We start from the raw sequence: 16,887 nt of genomic DNA, 5'->3' as shown, positions 1-16,887 counted from the left end.
GGCGCCGTTCTTCCGAAAGCTCCCCGGTGATGGCCGGATCGTCGCCGACTTACAGGTTTGATTCTAACCAGGACGGTCAACCACTTATACATCCGCCCGCGGAGCCGCGGCCCCGCAACCCCGGAAGGACGTTTTGGTTCTCGCTCGTTCTGCTCGTCAGCGCTTCGCGTGCTGGTCCCGTGGCGGCAATTCTTCGTCCGGTGCGCGCATCGACAGCGCACTCACCAGCAACACCACAGCACCGAGAACGCAGACGACGATGCAGCCCCAGGCCCACATCACCGAACCGGTGGCCAGGGACAGGATCAGCAGCGCCAGGCCGATTCCGGCCAGCGCCAGTGTCAAGACAAGCATGGTGACCCCCAGAACAGCAGGCCGGGTGCCCGTTCGCCCCCAGCGTTATCGGGCGTTCAGTCGCCTTTACCGAAGGACGCGGGGGCAAGCTGGTTGGCCCCGGTATCGAAGGAGTCACCCTCGTCGACCGGTACCGCCGAACCACGGTTCTCCAGCTCCTCGAGCTGCGACTCCAGATACGATTTCAACCGCACCCGGTACTCGCGTTCGAAGGTCTTGAGGGTCTGGATCCGGCTCTCCAGCACATTGCGCTGCTGGGTGATGGTCCCCATGATCTCGGTGTGCTTGCGCTCGGCATCCGCCTGGAGCGCGTCGGCCTTCTCCTTGGCCTGGCGCAGCTGGCTGTCCGAGCGGGTCTGTGCGTCGGAGAGCATGGCATCGGACTTGTGCCGCGCGTCGGCGATCATATCTTCCGACCGCGCCCGCGCATCGTTGACCAGCCGCTCCGAATTGGCCCGCGCGTTCGCCAGCAAATTCTCGGCTTCGGTCTTGGCATCACTGGTCAGGCGGTCCGCCATCTCCTGCGCCAGGCTCAGCACCTTCGCGGCCTGCATATTCGCGTCCGCGGCGGCATCGGCGGCCGACGGCGCGGGCGGCACCACCGGGATGGGCACCGAGGGCGGCGCCTGGACCGGGGGTTTGATCGGTTCCGGCGGCGGTGCCTGCTGCACCGGTTTACCGAGGCCGGGCCCGCCCGGGCCGCGGTTGCTCTTGGCGTCGGCCAGTTCCGCGTCGAGCTCGGCAACCCGCTGGCGAAGGTCGGCGTTCTCCTCGATCAGCCGGGAAAGTTCCTGCTCCACCAGATCCAGGAAGGCGTCGACTTCGTCCTCGTTGTAGCCGCGTTTCCCGATAGGCGGTTTGCTGAACGCGACGTTGTGCACATCGGCTGGGGTCAGCGGCATGGAAGGATCCCTTCGCGCGTTGGCAGATCTAGCGGCTCTGGCAAGTCTTCACGGCCCATTCTGTCACACCGGAGCTACCGGCTGCCCGAGCCGGCTCACGACCGACATCAGGATGAAGACCAGGAACAGCAGAACCATAATCGACAAATCGAGCCGAATTCCGCCCAGGGAGACCGGGGGTATCAGGCGCCGCAGCAGCTTCACGGGAGGATCGGTGATGGTGAAGATCACCTCGAGGATCACGACGACCACTCCGGTGGGGCGCCAGTCGCGGGCGAAGCTCCGGATGAACTCGACGATCACCCGGCTGATGAGCAACAGCCAGAAGATGAACAGTACGAAGTACAGCACCGCGAACAAGGCCACGACCTCACTCTGCCGCAAAATCGGCGCGGTGCAAAATGACCGCGCCGATCTTGTTTCCGGCATACGGCGCCCGACTCGGCGCGCCGTCCGCTATTTCTGGTTGTAGAACCCGGTTTCCGCGATCCGGCGGCGTTCCTCCGCCGATACGTCCACATCGGCCGGAGAGAGCAGGAACACCTTGGTCGCGACTTTGTCGAACGAACCACGCAGGGCGAAGGCCAGCCCGGCGGCGAAGTCGACGAGGCGTTTGGCATCGGCGTTGCTGAGATCGACCAGATCCATGATCACCGGGTTGCCCTCGCGAAACCGCTCCCCGATGATCGCGGCTTCGCTGTAATCACGCGGACGCAACGTGGTGATCTTGGACAAGGGACCTCCGTCCTCGAATATCGCGGGACGGCGGGCGGCGACCGGTTCGGGGCGGACCCGCTCGGCCAGCCGCCGCTCCTCGGCATCGGGGTCGACTGCCAGCGCTCCCCTGGTCGCGCCGCGCAGGGAGGCACCGCCGCCCGGACGATACCGGCCGGAGGAGGCGGCGTCGATCCGGGTGGGACGGCGCGGCCCCTCGTAGTCCTCGTCGTAGGCGTCGCCCGGGTAGTCGTCCCGGCGCGGCGCGGGATAGCTGGGCTGATAGGACGACTTGTACGGCGACTCGCGGTAGTCCGGGCCGTCGTAGCGGTCCTCGGGGTACCGGTCGTAGTCCGGACGGTCGTCGTAGTCGCGGGGAGCGCGGTCGGAGTAGTCACGCGGACGACGCGCACCGCGATCCTCGACCCCCCGGGGGGTGCGATCGTCGACGTAGTCGTCTTCGTAATCCTCGAGGGGAACCATGCCGAAGTACGCCTTGAACTTGTGCAGCGTACTCATGACCGTGCCTCGCTGTCGCTCGGCCCCGTCACGAGCACGCCCGTGGCTGCGCCCATAACTCGCTCGCTGCGCTCACTCATGACCGTGCCTCGCTGTCGCTCGGCTCCGTCATGACCACGATTGTGGCTGCGTCGAGTACTCGCTCGCTGCGCTCGCTCATTCTGGTCGACCTTCCTTCGGCCCCGGTGGCGGCCGGGTGTTGAAGTCTTGCTCAGCCCTCGTCGTGTCCCAGCATATGTGTCGAATGTGACTGATGAGGTTTGTTTGCTACGCCGAGGTTATCGGTCGGCTGCCCATGAGAGCGGTACCGACACGCACACACGTGGATCCATGGGCAATAGCTCTTTCAAGATCGTTGGACATTCCGGCGGACAGCTCTGTCGCACCGGGGTGTCCGGTGCGCAGACGGGTAGCGACTTCGGCCAGGCGGGCGAATTCCGCATCCGGATCGGCGGCGCGCGGCGGAATGGCCATAACCCCTGCTAGACGCAGCGCGCCGGATGCGGCGATCCGGTCGGCCAGCGCCGGCACCGCATCGGGCCGCACGCCGCCACGGGCCGGATCGGCATCCAGGCTCACCTGGATCAGGACCTCCAGCACAGTGTCCCGCTCACCGGAATCCAGCGCCGCCGCGGTGGCAGTCGCCAGCGCGGTCGCCAGACGTTCGCTGTCCACCGATTGCACCGTATGCACCCACCGCACCACCTGACGTACTTTGTTCCGCTGCAACTGCCCGATCAGATGCCAGCGCACGCCGAGGTCGCTCAATTCCGCGGCCTTGGCACCTGCCTCCTGTGGGCGGTTCTCCCCGAAGTCCCTGCGGCCCAGACGATACAGTGCGGCGATATCGGATGCCGGGAAATATTTCGTGACCGGCAGCAGCCGGACGTCCGCCGGATCCCGGCCGGCGGCCGCGCACGCTGCGTCGATCCGCGCGAGCACCCGGTCGAGACCGGCCGCCAGTTCCACCATCCGGGAGTCGTTCCCGGCCGCGGCGGCGCCGGTGTCCGGGACAGCCTGCGCCCCATCGCCTCCGGAAGCCGGCGCCCGCGCCGGGGAATCTGCATCCGTCCCGTCCCCCGAATGCGAGCCGGTCATCGCGACCCGCCGATCCGCCACGAACCCGCCTCGATCATCGGCCTCCCTGCTTCCCGCGCCGATCATCGGCTATCAGTCGAACATGTTGCGCGAGTACGGAACCCGCGCCGACCGTGACCCCACGGCGGCCGTAGCCGGCGCCGCGGACCACCCGGCCTGTCACGCTGTACCCGAATCCATCCAGATAACACTGCCCAATCGCCCGGTCGGGGCGCCGCGGCGATGGCTGAAAAGAGTCCTGTCCTCGATCGTGCAGCGCGGGTCCTCGGCGATCGCCGTGACCCCCGCGGCGGTGAGCTGCCGCCGTATCCCCGCGCGCAGGTCCAGACCGGGAGTGCCGTGCACCGTGGTGGTGGCGCTACCGGGGAGATGTGCTTCCACATCGGCCCGCATCGCGGCGGGCACCTCGTACTGCCGGCCACTGGCGGCCGGGCCCAGCAGCGCCCCGATCCGGTCGAGCCGGGCTCCGGCGGCGACCATCGCGTCCAGAACCCGCGGCACGATACCGATCCGGGCACCCACTCGTCCGGCATGCACAGCCGCCACGACTCCCGCTTCGTCGTCGGACAGCAGTATCGGCACGCAGTCGGCGGACAATGCCACCAGGGCCAGACCCGGCCGCGTGGTGATCAGGGCGTCGGTCCCGGGAAAGGGTTCGGTGCGCGGCCCGTCCACCGTCGCCACCGTCCGGCCGTGGATCTGTTCCATCCAGATCACATGATCGGCCGGCAGCCCGAGGGTCTCGGCGAGCCGGGCGCGGTTGCGTCGCACCGCCTCCGGATCGTCGCCGACATGATCGCCGAGGTTGAACGAATCGTAGGGCGGCGCGGAGAATCCGCCCGCGCGCGTGGTGACGACCCGTCGAACGGTGAGTACCGGTGCCGCTGTCATGACACCGAGCCTAGTGGCAACTCCGGCCGGGACCGGCTTCCGCGCAGGCCGGAGCCGACGACCCGGTGCGCGAACGTCCCGCCCTGTCCCGGCGGCCGCAAGGACCTCGGTCGCCACATCGGCGCGCGGGCGGCGAAAAGACGCCGGGCCGCCCGCGTGTCAGCGCGAGCGACCCGGTGGAAGTCGTGCAGTGTCCCCGATATCAGCGGCGCATGAAATCCGGGACATCCACATCGTCGTCGTCATCGTCGGGCAGATCCGGCGGCGGCTGGATATGCGACCGGCTGTTGTGACTGAGCGTCGGATCCACCGGCGGACGGGTGCGTTCGGTATCGCGGTAGCTCGGGGCCGGGCCGCGGGCGACGGACGAGCCCGGACCATCCGATGCCCGGACCGGGGCGGACTCCTCGGAATGGCCGCGGCCCGCGCCCAGTTCGGCTGTCCTGGACTGACCGAGTTCGGCGGTACGCGATGCCGCGGAGATCTCCGTGGTGCGACCGGATCCCAGCGAACCCCGGGTAGTGGCGGGGTCGAATGTGCGGCGCGCCGGGCCACCACCGTCGAATCCGGCGGCGATCACGGTGACCCGCACCTCGTCGCCCAGCGAATCGTCGATAACCGTACCGAAGATGATGTTGGCCTCGATATGCGCCGCTTCCTGTACCAGCGAGGCGGCCTCGTTGATCTCGAACAGGCCCAGATCCGAACCACCGGCGATCGAGAGCAGCACTCCGTGCGCACCGTCCATGGAGGCTTCCAGCAGCGGTGAGTTGATCGCCGCCTCGGCCGCTTTGACCGATCTGCCCTCCCCCCTGGACGAACCGATACCCATGAGCGCGCTACCGGCACCCGACATCACGCTCTTCACGTCGGCGAAGTCGACATTGATCAGACCCGGGGTGGTGATCAGATCGGTGATGCCCTGCACACCGTTGAGGAGTACTTCGTCGGCGGAGCGGAAGGCGTCCATGAGACTCACCGCCGCGTCCCCGAGTTGCAGCAACCGATCGTTGGGAATGACGATCAGGGTGTCGCAGGATTCGCGCAGCAGGTTGATACCGACCTCGGCCTGATTACCACGCCGCTTACCCTCGAAAGAGAAGGGCCGAGTGACCACACCGATGGTGAGCGCGCCCAGTTTGCGGGCGATACTCGCCACGACGGGTGCGCCGCCGGTACCGGTACCGCCGCCCTCTCCCGCGGTCACGAAGACCATATCGGCGCCCTTGAGCACCTCTTCGATCTCGTCCTTGTGATCCTCGGCGGCCTTTCGGCCCACCTCCGGGTCGGCGCCGGCGCCGAGGCCCCGGGTGAGCTCCCGCCCGACATCGAGTTTCACGTCGGCATCACTCATCAGCAGTGCCTGGGCGTCGGTGTTCACCGCGATGAACTCGACACCCTTGAGACCCTGCTCGATCATTCGGTTGACGGCGTTCACGCCGCCGCCGCCGATACCGACGACCTTGATCACGGCAAGGTAGTTGTGCGGGGGCGTCATGAGCTCTCGCCTTCCTTCGACTCAAAGTCTGTCGTTTTCGGATGTCCGGTACCGATCCGCGCGACCACGATCCGCGGACCACGATCCGGACAAACCCTGAACCTCAACCATAGGGTTGGAGTTATGTCAAGTATCCGACTGGTGCGGAACGCTATTCGCCGCCGTCGCGATCCGCTCGCAGGCGCGCCGAGACGATAACCAGTTTCTTCGGCGAACTTGCTTCTACCAGGGCGGTACGCGACGTATCGTGAACGGTTGCCCAGCGGTCGGCGCCCACATCGTGGGACGCCCCCGGCTCCCGCAACATACGGCCTCCGGGTGATCGCCCGGGACCGCGGTGGAGCTTCGAACCGAACAGGGTCGAACCGAACAAGATTGCTGGGAATCATTTTACCGTGACCAGACTGGGACTCGAGACGTCGAACACGGTCCCCGGCTGGGTGAGCAGCGGCAGTACCACCGCCGATTTGCGTTCGCCGTCCTCGCTGCTGCCCCAGAGTACAGTGCGACCGTCGCGCAATGTCAGCGAAATCTGCGACGCACCCTCGGCGCGCACGGTTTCCACCTGCACGTCCAGCGCCGGCGGCAGCACCCGGGCCACCTCGACCGCGGCGCGGGTCAGCGCATCGTCGCTGCCCGGCCGGGCGGTGACCAACTCCGGCACCCCGATCGGCGCGGGTTCGACGGCGTACTCGATACCGTCGGCGTCCAGTAGATGCGCGCCCTCGGGAGAGTCGTAGTACAGCACCGGGGTTCGCGCCTCGATCCGCACCCGCACCGTCGACGGCAGATCCCGCTGGACCCGGACGCTGTGGATCTTCGGAACAGTCGCCACCCGCGCCGCCATCGCCGCGGTATCGATCCGCAGGATCGAACCGGTCTCCGGTATCTGCAACAGCTCCCGGATCTGTTCCTCCGGGATCTCGCCCGCACCCTCGATCCGCACCTCCCGCACCGAGAGCAGCGGCGAGAACCAGGCGAGTGCGGCCAAGGTGACGACCAGGGCGAGCGCGGGCAGCGCCCACAGCCGGTAACGCCGCAATCCGCCCACCTCGAATCGCCGCGCCCCGGTCCGCACCATGCCTCACCGCCCGTACTGCGGACGCGCGCGTAGTCCGTCCAGGATCTGGCTGCCGAGCATGGTGACATCACCGGCGCCCATGGTGATCACGACATCGCCGGGCTGGGCGAGGCCGGCGACCTGACGGCCGACCCGGGACATATCGGGTTGGTAGTGCACGGGTTTGTGCACCGACTGTGCGACCAGCGCGCCGTTGACGCCCGGCAACGGCTCCTCGCGCGCGCCGTAGACGTCGAGCACCACGACCTCGTCGGCCAGGTCCAGGGCGGCACCGAACTCGGCGGCGAAGGTCGCGGTGCGACTGTAGAGATGCGGTTGGAAGACCACGATCACCCGACCCCGGCGCGAGAGCGCACCGTCGCGGGCCTCCTGCTCGACCAGTTCGGCCGCGGCCCCGAGTACCGCCCGGACCTCGGTGGGATGGTGTGCGTAGTCGTCGAAGACCCGCACCCGGTTCTCCCGGCCCACGAACTGGAAGCGGCGGTGCACACCACCGAAACCCTCCAGTCCCTGGATGATCTCGTCCACATCGGCGCCGGCCGCCCGTGCGGTCAGCAGCGCAGCCAGCGCGTTGAGGGCCATATGCCGGCCCGGCACCGCGAGCCGCAGCGTGCGCGGGGCCGGCTCGTCGGCGAGCTGGAACTGGGCGATACCGCCCACATCACGCGGTTCCCAGCTGTACAGGCGCACCCCCACGGGAACGGGAGCGTCGGGCAACTCCCCGGAGCCGTATCCCAGGACCCGGACACCGCGCGCGGCCAAGCGCTCGCCGGTGCGCTCGGCGAGCGCCCGCGCGCCGGGGTCGTCCAGGCACACCACCAGCAGCCCACCGTCCGCGAGCCGATCGGTGAAATCGTCGAACACCTGCACATAGGCCGCGTCGGAGCCGAAGAAGTCCAGGTGGTCGGATTCGATATTGGTGACCACCGCGACATCGGGGTCGTACTGCAGCAGCGAGCCGTCGCTCTCGTCGGCTTCGGCGACGAAGATATCGCCGCTGCCGTGATGGGCGTTGGTACCCGCCTCGTTGAGTTCACCACCCACCGCGAACGACGGATCGAGCCCGCAGTGCTGTAGCGAGACGATGAGCATCGACGTGGTGGAGGTCTTCCCGTGCGTCCCCGACACCAGCAGCGTGCGGTGTCCGCTCATCAGCGCCGCCAAAACGGTCGGCCGCAGCAGCACCGGGATATCGCGGCGATGCGCCTCGACCAGTTCCGGATTGGTCTTGGGGATGGCCGCGTAGGTGGTCACCACCACGGTCGGACCGCCCGGCAGCAGATCCAGCGCACCGGCGTCGTGTCCGATCCGTACCTGAGCCCCACGGGCCCGCAGCGCAAGCACACCGCGGCTCTCCTTGGCATCGGACCCCGACACCGCACCGCCGCGCGACAGCAGGATCCGGGCGATACCGGACATCCCGGCGCCGCCGATACCGACCATATGGACCCGGGCCAGTTCCGGCGGCAACGCGCCGGGACCGGTTTCGGGAGCGGTCAACTGCTCCCCGCTCACCGGCCCGCCGCCCGCAGCACGATTCGGGCGACCTCGTCGGCGGCATCGCGATGGCCCGCACCGGCGGCGGCACGGCCCATCTCGGCTATGCGTGCTGGATCCGTGAGCAGCGGTATCACCTCATCGATCACATATTTGGGGGAAAGTTCGGGGTCGGCAACGATTCTGCCACCACCGGCCGCGACAACGGGCCGGGCATTGAGTTCCTGTTCACCGTTTCCGTGCGGCAGCGGTACATACACCGCGGGCAGGCCCACCGCCGACACCTCGGCGACCGTCATCGCCCCGGACCGGCAGACCACCGCGTCGGCGGCGGCGTAGGCGAGATCCATCCGGGAGAGGTAGGGCACCGCCACATACGGCGCGGCCGGATCCACCGACTCGATATCGACCGAGTTCTTCGGGCCGTGCGCGTGCAGCACCGAGATCCCGGCCGCGGCCAACTGCGGCGCCGCACCGGATATCGCCTCGTTGAGCGAGCGCGCGCCCTGCGAGCCGCCGAACACCAGCAGTACCGGCCCCTCGGCCGGCAGGCCGAAATGCTCCCGCGCCTGCGCGCGCAGCCCGGCCCGGTCCAGCGAGGTTATCGCCGCGCGCACCGGGATCCCGACGACCTCGGCGTCGAGCCCGGAACCGGGTACCGCGGCCAGCACCCGGGTCGCCCGCCGCGCGCCGACTTTGTTCGCGATACCGGCCTTCGCGTTCGCCTCGTGCACCACCACCGGTACAGCACGGCGACGACGCAGCAGGCCGCGGCCGGCGGCGAGATAGGCCGGCAGCGCCACGTAACCGCCGAATCCGACGATCACATCGGCTTCCACCGCGTCGATGATCTCGCGGGTCCGCGATACCGACGCCCGGACCCGGCCCGGCAGCCGCAGCAGATCCGCGCTGGGTTTACGGGGCAACGGCACCGGCGGGATCAGTTCGAGGGGATAACCCCGTTCGGGCACCAGGGTGGTCTCCAGTCCGCGCTGGGTACCGAGCGCGGTCACCCGGATCCCCGGGTCGAGTCGCCGCAGCGCATCGGCGACGGCCAGGGCCGGTTCGATATGCCCCGCGGTACCGCCACCCGCGACGATCACCGATATCCCGTCCGCGCGCGGCGCCGTGTGCTCGCCTGCGGACTTAGGTGCGCTCACCTGTTTCTTCCCCGTTCTCGTGCGTGTGTCACCGAATAGCTGGGTTCCCAGGCCCGGGTCGCCCGCAGGGTGTCGGTACCGCGGCTGTTGGTACGCGGGCGGGTGCGCGGCGGCTCGTCGCGGGCGGGGCGGCGAGCCGGGCCCGGCTCGCGCGCCGGCGCGGCGGCCCGGGCGCGGGCGGGATGGTAGATCTCCGGTTTCGGCAGCCGCAGCAACCGGCTGACCCGGCCGTCCTGACCGGCGTGCAGGGCCGCCACCGCTTCGGGTTCGTGCCGGGCCGCGTTGGCGATGATGCCGAACATGAGCAGGGTCAGCGCCAGCGACGAACCACCCGCGGACACCAGCGGCAACTGCAACCCGGTCACCGGCAGCAGACCCACCACATAACCGATATTGATCAAGGCCTGTCCGGTGATCCAGGTGGTGGCGGTCGCGGTGAGCAGGCGCAGGAAGGGGTCCACCGAGCGGGCCGCGATCCGCAGGCCCGTGTAGACGAAGAGCGCGAACAGGCCCAGGACCAGGGCACACCCCAGGAAGCCGAGTTCCTCGCCGATGATGGCGAAGATGAAGTCGTTGTGCGAGTTGGGCAGATAACTCCATTTGGCCCGGCTCTGGCCGAGTCCGCGGCCCCACAACCCGCCGTCGGCCAGCGAGTACATCGCCTGCCGGGCCTGATAGTTGATGCCCTGTGGATCGTCGGCGGGATTGAAGAAGGCACGCATCCGGTCGGAGCGGTACCCGGCGGAGAGCGCGAGCGCGAGCGCTGCGATGGCGCCGGAGGCGAGAATGGCGACGAACAGCCGCACCGGTAGGCCGCCGAACCAGAGCAGGGCCAGCAACACGATTCCGAGCGCGATGGTGGTCGACAGATTCGGCTGCAACACGATCAACAGGCACACCAGCAGACCGGCCGGCACCAGCGGTACCAGCAGATTCTTCAGGCCCCCCGGATCGTTGGCCGCCCGGCCCGCGGCCCGGCGCGAGATCAGCAGATGCGCCCCCCACACCACGAACGTCACCTTCACCAGCTCCGAGGGCTGGACCGAGAAGATCCCCAGATCGATCCAGCGGCGAGCACCGTTGGCCGTACTGCCGACACCCGGGATGAGCACGAGCACCAGCAGCAGTACCGACCCCGCGAACACCGGGAACGACAACTGCCGCAACCGGCGCAGTGGTATCCGCAGCGCCAGATAGAACAGCACCGCACCGACCAGCGCGTACATCATCTGCTGTACGAACAGCGAATAGGCCGATCGACCGTCGACGTAGGACTCCACGCTGGAGGCCGACAGAACCATCACCAGGCCAAGCAGGGTGAGCAGGGTGGCGATGGTGACAACCAGATGGAACGAGGCCAGCGGCCGCGCCAGCCAGGCGCCGAACCGGCCCACCTGCACCTGTCGCGTGCCGCGCGGTCTCATAACCGCCGCCCGAGGTCCTCGTCCTTCAGGTCCTCGACCGCACCGGCGAAACTGCGGCCGCGATGGGTGTAGTCGGTGAACATGTCCAGCGACGCCGCCGCGGGCGCCAGCAGCACGGTATCGCCGGGTCCGGCGAACGCCGCCGCTTCCCGCACCGCACGCTCCATGATCGCGTCGGCGATCTCGGTGTTACGGGTCCCGGTGATCGCCTCGTCCATGACTGCCTGCCCCATACCGGCATGATCCCGCGTATCCAACTCGACCACGGGGACTTCCGGCGCGTGTCGCGCCAGCGCGGCGGCGATCACCGGGGCGTCGGCACCGAACAGCACGACCGCGACCAGCCGCTCGGCCACCTCCTCCACCAGATCCTCGACCCCTGCGCCCTTCAGCTGACCGCCGGCCAGCCAGACGACATGCTGATGACCCAGGATCGACGAACGCGCGGCATGCGGGTTGGTGGCCTTGGAATCGTCGATGAACTCGACTCCGCCCAGTTCGCGGACCAGCGCCGACCGGTGCGGGCCGACCTTGTGCTCGATCAGGCCCTCGCGGACGAATTGCGGCGCCACATCAATGGCCCGGGTGAGCGCGGCGGCGGCCAGGGCATCGGCGATACCGGCCGGACCGGGCGGGCTGATCTCTTTGGATTCGGCCAGGATGGCCGCCTTGGTGAAGGCCCGGTCGAGCAGTTTGCCGTCGACCACACCGAGTTCACCGTCGGCCGGCACCCCGATCCGGAAGCCGATGGTGCGACGCGCCTTCGAACGGCGGGCCAGCCGGGCGGCCACCGGATCGTCGAGTCCGACCACCCCGACCCGGCCGAGCAGGGCCCGCGATTTCGCGGCCGCGTACGCGTCCAGTCCGCCGTGCCAGTCCAGATGGTCCTCGGCCACATTCAGCACGACCCCGGCTTCCGGCCGCACCGACGGCGCCCAGTGCAGTTGGAACGACGACAGCTCCACGGCCAGCACCTGCGGTCCCGGATTGCGGCGCAGCGCGTCGAGAATCGGCAGGCCGATATTTCCGCAGGCCACACTGGGGATACCGGCGGCACGCAGAATGGAATGGGTCATCTGGGTCGTGGTGGTCTTACCGTTGGTGCCGGTCACCACCAGCCATTTACGGACCGGACCGTAGATCCGCGCCTGATCCACCCACCAGGCGAACTCGACATCGCCCCAGACCGGGATGCCCTCCGATACCGCCGAGGCCAGGACCGGAGAGTCCGGCCGCCAGCCCGGGCTGGTGATCACCAGCGCGAAACGCGACCAGTCGGTCCGCTCCAATTCGGGTGCGGGCGCGATCTCCAAGCCCAGTTCGGCGGCTTCCGCCAGCGCCGCGGGCCCGCTGTCGGTGACCACCGGCCGGGCCCCGATATCGCGCAGCGGTGTGATCAGCGAACGGCCCGAGACACCCCACCCCGCGACCAGCACATCGCGACCGCGCAGGAATTCCAGCATGGGGCCCGGCGAGCGCAGGGCCCGCGACGTATGTTCCTCCATCGTCAACTCACCCGACCGCGGAGAGATACTCGCTGTAGAACAGCGATAGTCCGGCTGCCGAGGCCATGGCGGCCAGCAACCAGAACCTGATGATCACCGTGGTCTCCGCCCATTTACTCAGTTCGAAGTGATGGTGGAACGGCGCCATCTTGAACAACCGGTTCCGGGTGGTCCGGAAGACGGCCACCTGCAGCACCACCGACGCCGCCTCGGCGACGAACAGCGCGCCGATGACCACCATCAGCAGTTCGGTCCGGGTGGTGATGGACAGTCCGGCGAGCAGACCACCCAGGGCCAGCGACCCGGTATCGCCCATGAAGATCTTGGCGGGAGCGGCGTTCCACCAGAGGAACCCGATACACGCCGCGGTGCCGGCGGCACAGACGAGCGCCAGATCCAGCGGATCGCGCACGTTGTAGCAGCCGGTCTCGGGTTTGGTCTCGCACGAGTGGTAGTACTGCCAGAACGTGATGACCACATAGCCGCCGAGCACCAGGCTCATCGACCCGGCGGCGAGACCGTCCAGACCGTCGGTGAGGTTCACCGCGTTCGACCAGGCCACCACGATGAGGCAGACGAAGGCCAGGAACACCACGACACTCATGGACACGGTGTTGATATCGCGCACATAGGACAGCTGCCGGCTGGCCGGGGAGAGCCCGCTGCCGCCGGGGAACTGCAACGCCAGCACACCGAAGACGACCGCCGCGGTGATCTGGCCCAGATATTTACCCGCGGCCGTGAGCCCCAGGTTGCGGCCCTTGCGGATCTTGATGAAATCGTCGATGAACCCGACGACACCCAGCGCGGTGGCCAGGCCGAGCACCAGCAGCGCCGAAGCTGTCGGACCTTCCGCCTCATAACCGATCCCGATCAGATGGGAACCGAGATACCCGGCCCACATACCGATGATGATCGCCACCCCACCCATGGTGGGTGTACCGCGTTTGGACTGATGGCTGGCCGGACCGTCGACCCGGATCTCCTGGCCGAAGCCCTGCCGGGCGAATATCCGGATCAGCAGCGGAGTCAGCAGGATCGACACCGTCAGCGCGATCGCCGCCGCGAACAAGATCTGTCTCATCGCACTGCCTCCGTGCTAACCCCGTCGGCGGCGGTGCCGCCCGGTGCCGGTGTGCCGGCACCCGTGTTCTTCTCACCCTCGGCCAGCAGCTGTTCGGCCACCGCCCACAGGCCGACCGATTGCGATGCCTTCACCAGCACCACATCACCCGCGCCGACTTCGGCGGCGAGCAACTCCACGGCCGCTTCGATATTCGGGACGAGTACCGATTCCTCACCCCATGAGCCTTCCATGACCGCTCCCTGGTGCATGCCCCGGGAGGGTCGTCCGGTCCCGACGACGATCAGCCGGTCCACATCCAAGCGGACGGCGAGACGGCCGATCCCGTCGTGTTCCACCACCGATTCCGGGCCGAGTTCGGCCATTTCGCCGAGCACCGCCCAGCTGCGCCGCGGAGTGTCGCCGGAGCGGGCCATGGTGACCAGTGCTTTGAGCGCGGCTCGCATGGAATCCGGGTTGGCGTTGTAGGAATCGTTGATCACCGTGACTCCGGCGACGCTTGTCCGCACGTCCATCCGCCGTGCCGATGCGGCCCGGGCGCCGGACAGCGCGGTGACCAGGGTGTCGAGATCGGCACCGCATTCCAGGGCCACCGCGGCCGCCGACAGTGCGTTCCCGACCTGGTGCTCGCCGTGCACGGCCAATGTCACCGGGCGCTCACCGAGCGGCGTGTGCAGGGTGAACGAGGCACGGGCCTGATCGTCGAGAGTCGTTGCCGTAGCACGGATCTGCGCGTTCGCGGACTGCCCGACCGTGACCACCCGGGCCACCGTACGCGAGGCCATCGCCGCGACCTTCGGATCGTCGGCGTTCAGAACCCCCAGACCGGTTTCCGGCAGGGCCTCCACGAGTTCGCCCTTGGCCTGGGCGATCGCCTCACGACTGCCGAATTCACCGAGATGCGCGGTACCCACGTTCAGCACCACCCCGATATTCGGCGGCGCCACCCGGGCCAGCGCGGCGATATGACCGGGACCGCGTGCCGACATCTCCAGCACCAGGAACCGGGTGTCCGGTCCGGCCCGCAAGGCGGTCCACGGATGGCCGAGTTCGTTGTTGAAGGAACCGGGCGGGGCCACCACCGGTCCCAGCGGGGCGAGTACCGCCGCCAGGAGATCCTTGGTGGAGGTCTTACCCGAGGAGCCGGTCACCCCGACGACCGTCAGTCCGCCGGCCGCGACCAGGCGCGAAACGCTCTCCCGGGCCAGCGCGGCCAGCGCAGTCAGTACCGCGGCGCCCGCGCCGGTCGAATCATGGCTCAGCGCAAGGGCACTCGACGGCACCGAGCCCGACGACGGTGCCACGACGATAGCGGGCACCCCCACCGGCCGGGCCGCGAGCACGGCGACAGCGCCCGCCTCGATCGCCGCGGCGGCGTAGTCGTGACCGTCGACGCGCTCACCGGGCAGAGCCAGGAAGATATCGCCGGGACCGACTCGGCGCGAATCGAATTCGACCGAGCCGGTCACCCGCGCCTCCGGGTCATCGACATCGTGCAACGTTGCGCCCACGACCTCGGCGATATCCCGCAGTGTCATTTCGATCATGAAACTGTCAAGTCCTCCGCGCCCGTCGACCACGAACCGTTGTCCGCGCCCCCGGAACTGTGCCGCAGTGCCGAATCGATCGCTGCCGCGAGCACCTCGCGGTCGTCGAACGGATATTTCACCCCGTTGATCTCCTGCCCTACTTCGTGGCCCTTACCCGCCACCAGCACCACGTCCCCGGCCTGCGCCCAGCCGACGGCCGCCTCGATGGCCGCGGTCCGGTCACCGATATCACGGACCTCGCCGCGCTGATCATCGGTGACGCTCTGCGCACCGGCGATCAGCGATGCCCGGATCGTGGACGGGTCCTCGGTGCGCGGGTTGTCGTCGGTGACGATGAGCAGATCGGCGCCGCGGGCGGCGGCCGCGCCCATCGGCGCACGTTTACCGGTGTCCCGGTCGCCACCGGCGCCGACCACCACCGCCAGCCGGCCTCGACTGCCGGCCGTGGTCAGATGGGTGCGCAGCGTCGCGATGACCGATTCCACGGCGGCCGGTTTGTGGGCGTAGTCCACCAGCGCGAGGAACTCCTGGCCCCGTTCCACCCGCTGCATCCGGCCGGGTACGTCCACCGTCGCCAGCGCGGGCGCGGCCGTCGCCGGACCGACCCCCGCAGCGGCGCACACCGCGACCGCGAGCAGTCCGTTGGCGACGTTGTAGTCACCGGGCAACCGCAACCGCACCGGGATCTCGCCGGCCGGACCGGTCGCGGTGAACTCCTGTTCACCGCCGTGCACGTGGGCCGGACCGGCCAGCGACCAGTCCGCGGCTTCGGTGGTCGACACGCGGACCGGCGCCTCCAGTCCGTCGGCGAGACGACGCCCCCAGGCATCGTCCACACACACCACCGCGGTACGGGCGGCCACCGGGGACTCCGGCTCGAACAGCCGGCGCTTGGCGGCGAAATAGTCCTCGAAATCGGCGTGGAAATCCAGATGGTCCTGCGACAGGTTGGTGAACGCCCCCACCGCGAACCGCACCCCGTCGACCCGGCCCAGGGTCAGGGCGTGACTGGACACCTCCATCACCACCGCGTCCACCCCCTGTTCCACCATCAACGCGAACATGGCGTGCAGTTGCGGCGCCTCGGGTGTGGTGAGCGCGCTGGGAACGCGACGCCCCCCGATCCTGGTCTCGATGGTGCCGATCAGCGCGGTGGACAGCCCACCGGCGGCCAGCCCGGCCTCCACCAGATACGACGTGGTGGTCTTGCCGGAGGTGCCGGTGATACCGATGATCCGCAACCGCTCCGACGGATGTCCGTAGATCGCCGCCGAGAGTTCACCCAGGATCGCGCGTGGATTCTCCCGTACGAGAACCGGCACCGACAGCTCACCGGCCAGTTCCGCGCCGGCGGCATCGGTGAGGACGGCGACCGCGCCGCGGGACACCGCGGCCGCGGCGAACCGGGCACCGTGCGCCCGGGAGCCGGGTAACGCCGTGAACAGGTCACCGGGTAGAACCGCGTCGGAGCGCTGTTCGATACCGGTGACGAGCAGGTCGGTGGCGACCGGTGGCCGAAGTTCGGCGCCGATCAGTTCCAGCAGGTCGGGCAGCGGTGTCGACAGCGGCCGGGCCGGCCGCAGCGCGTGCTGGCTGGACTGCGCGGGCAC

General features: G+C 68.7%; 15 protein-coding genes. All 15 read right to left on the bottom strand.

Annotated features, from left to right (window positions below; translation table 11 throughout):
- Positions 1-156 precede the first annotated feature (156 nt).
- Entirely contained in the window at positions 157-354 is a 198-nt protein-coding gene (locus ACWCPQ_RS29275) for a hypothetical protein (protein ID WP_449904846.1), read from the bottom strand.
- 56 nt (positions 355-410) lie between these two features.
- A complete protein-coding gene (wag31, locus tag ACWCPQ_RS29270; protein ID WP_449904844.1) occupies positions 411-1,256 on the bottom strand; it encodes a DivIVA-like cell division protein Wag31 in 846 nt (281 codons plus the stop codon).
- Positions 1,257-1,319: 63 nt separating this feature from the next.
- Positions 1,320-1,622 (bottom strand): YggT family protein, encoded by a 303-nt coding sequence (locus tag ACWCPQ_RS29265; protein WP_030523839.1) that lies wholly within the window; start codon positions 1,620-1,622, stop codon positions 1,320-1,322.
- A gap of 90 nt (positions 1,623-1,712) precedes the next feature.
- Positions 1,713-2,489: a cell division protein SepF gene (locus ACWCPQ_RS29260; RefSeq protein WP_449904842.1), complete on the bottom strand. Its 777-nt coding sequence runs from the start codon at positions 2,487-2,489 to the stop codon at positions 1,713-1,715.
- Between the two features lie 267 nt (positions 2,490-2,756).
- Positions 2,757-3,461, bottom strand: coding sequence for a YggS family pyridoxal phosphate-dependent enzyme (locus ACWCPQ_RS29255; protein WP_449904875.1), 705 nt, complete (start codon positions 3,459-3,461; stop codon positions 2,757-2,759).
- Positions 3,462-3,746: 285 nt separating this feature from the next.
- Complete coding sequence (gene pgeF / locus ACWCPQ_RS29250) at positions 3,747-4,478, bottom strand: peptidoglycan editing factor PgeF (RefSeq protein ID WP_449904840.1); 732 nt, start codon at positions 4,476-4,478, stop codon at positions 3,747-3,749.
- 202 nt (positions 4,479-4,680) lie between these two features.
- Complete coding sequence (gene ftsZ, locus ACWCPQ_RS29245; RefSeq protein WP_449904838.1) at positions 4,681-5,976, bottom strand: cell division protein FtsZ; 1,296 nt, start codon at positions 5,974-5,976, stop codon at positions 4,681-4,683.
- A gap of 385 nt (positions 5,977-6,361) precedes the next feature.
- A complete protein-coding gene (locus ACWCPQ_RS29240; protein ID WP_449904836.1) occupies positions 6,362-7,057 on the bottom strand; it encodes a cell division protein FtsQ/DivIB in 696 nt (231 codons plus the stop codon).
- Positions 7,058-7,060: 3 nt separating this feature from the next.
- Complete coding sequence (gene murC / locus ACWCPQ_RS29235; RefSeq protein WP_449904873.1) at positions 7,061-8,500, bottom strand: UDP-N-acetylmuramate--L-alanine ligase; 1,440 nt, start codon at positions 8,498-8,500, stop codon at positions 7,061-7,063.
- 68 nt (positions 8,501-8,568) lie between these two features.
- The gene (murG, locus tag ACWCPQ_RS29230; RefSeq protein ID WP_449904834.1) at positions 8,569-9,714 is read right to left on the bottom strand and encodes an undecaprenyldiphospho-muramoylpentapeptide beta-N-acetylglucosaminyltransferase; all 1,146 of its coding nucleotides are present in this window, start codon (positions 9,712-9,714) and stop codon (positions 8,569-8,571) included.
- The gene (gene ftsW / locus ACWCPQ_RS29225) at positions 9,711-11,138 is read right to left on the bottom strand and encodes a putative lipid II flippase FtsW (protein ID WP_449904832.1); all 1,428 of its coding nucleotides are present in this window, start codon (positions 11,136-11,138) and stop codon (positions 9,711-9,713) included. Before ftsW ends, murG begins: the two co-directional genes overlap by 4 nt.
- Positions 11,135-12,601, bottom strand: a complete 1,467-nt coding sequence (gene murD, locus ACWCPQ_RS29220; protein ID WP_449904871.1) for a UDP-N-acetylmuramoyl-L-alanine--D-glutamate ligase — start codon at positions 12,599-12,601, stop codon at positions 11,135-11,137. Before murD ends, ftsW begins: the two co-directional genes overlap by 4 nt.
- 49 nt (positions 12,602-12,650) lie before the next feature.
- Positions 12,651-13,727: a phospho-N-acetylmuramoyl-pentapeptide-transferase gene (mraY, locus tag ACWCPQ_RS29215; protein ID WP_030523849.1), complete on the bottom strand. Its 1,077-nt coding sequence runs from the start codon at positions 13,725-13,727 to the stop codon at positions 12,651-12,653.
- Positions 13,724-15,274 carry a UDP-N-acetylmuramoyl-tripeptide--D-alanyl-D-alanine ligase gene (locus tag ACWCPQ_RS29210; RefSeq protein WP_449904830.1) on the bottom strand — a complete coding sequence of 517 codons (1,551 nt, stop codon included), beginning with the start codon at positions 15,272-15,274 and terminating at the stop codon, positions 13,724-13,726. Before ACWCPQ_RS29210 ends, mraY begins: the two co-directional genes overlap by 4 nt.
- Positions 15,271-16,887 carry a UDP-N-acetylmuramoyl-L-alanyl-D-glutamate--2,6-diaminopimelate ligase gene (locus ACWCPQ_RS29205; protein ID WP_449904829.1) on the bottom strand — a complete coding sequence of 539 codons (1,617 nt, stop codon included), beginning with the start codon at positions 16,885-16,887 and terminating at the stop codon, positions 15,271-15,273. Before ACWCPQ_RS29205 ends, ACWCPQ_RS29210 begins: the two co-directional genes overlap by 4 nt.

It is taken from the genome of Nocardia sp. NPDC001965, assembly GCF_053594175.1.
This window is presented reverse-complemented; position numbering and strand designations above follow the sequence as displayed.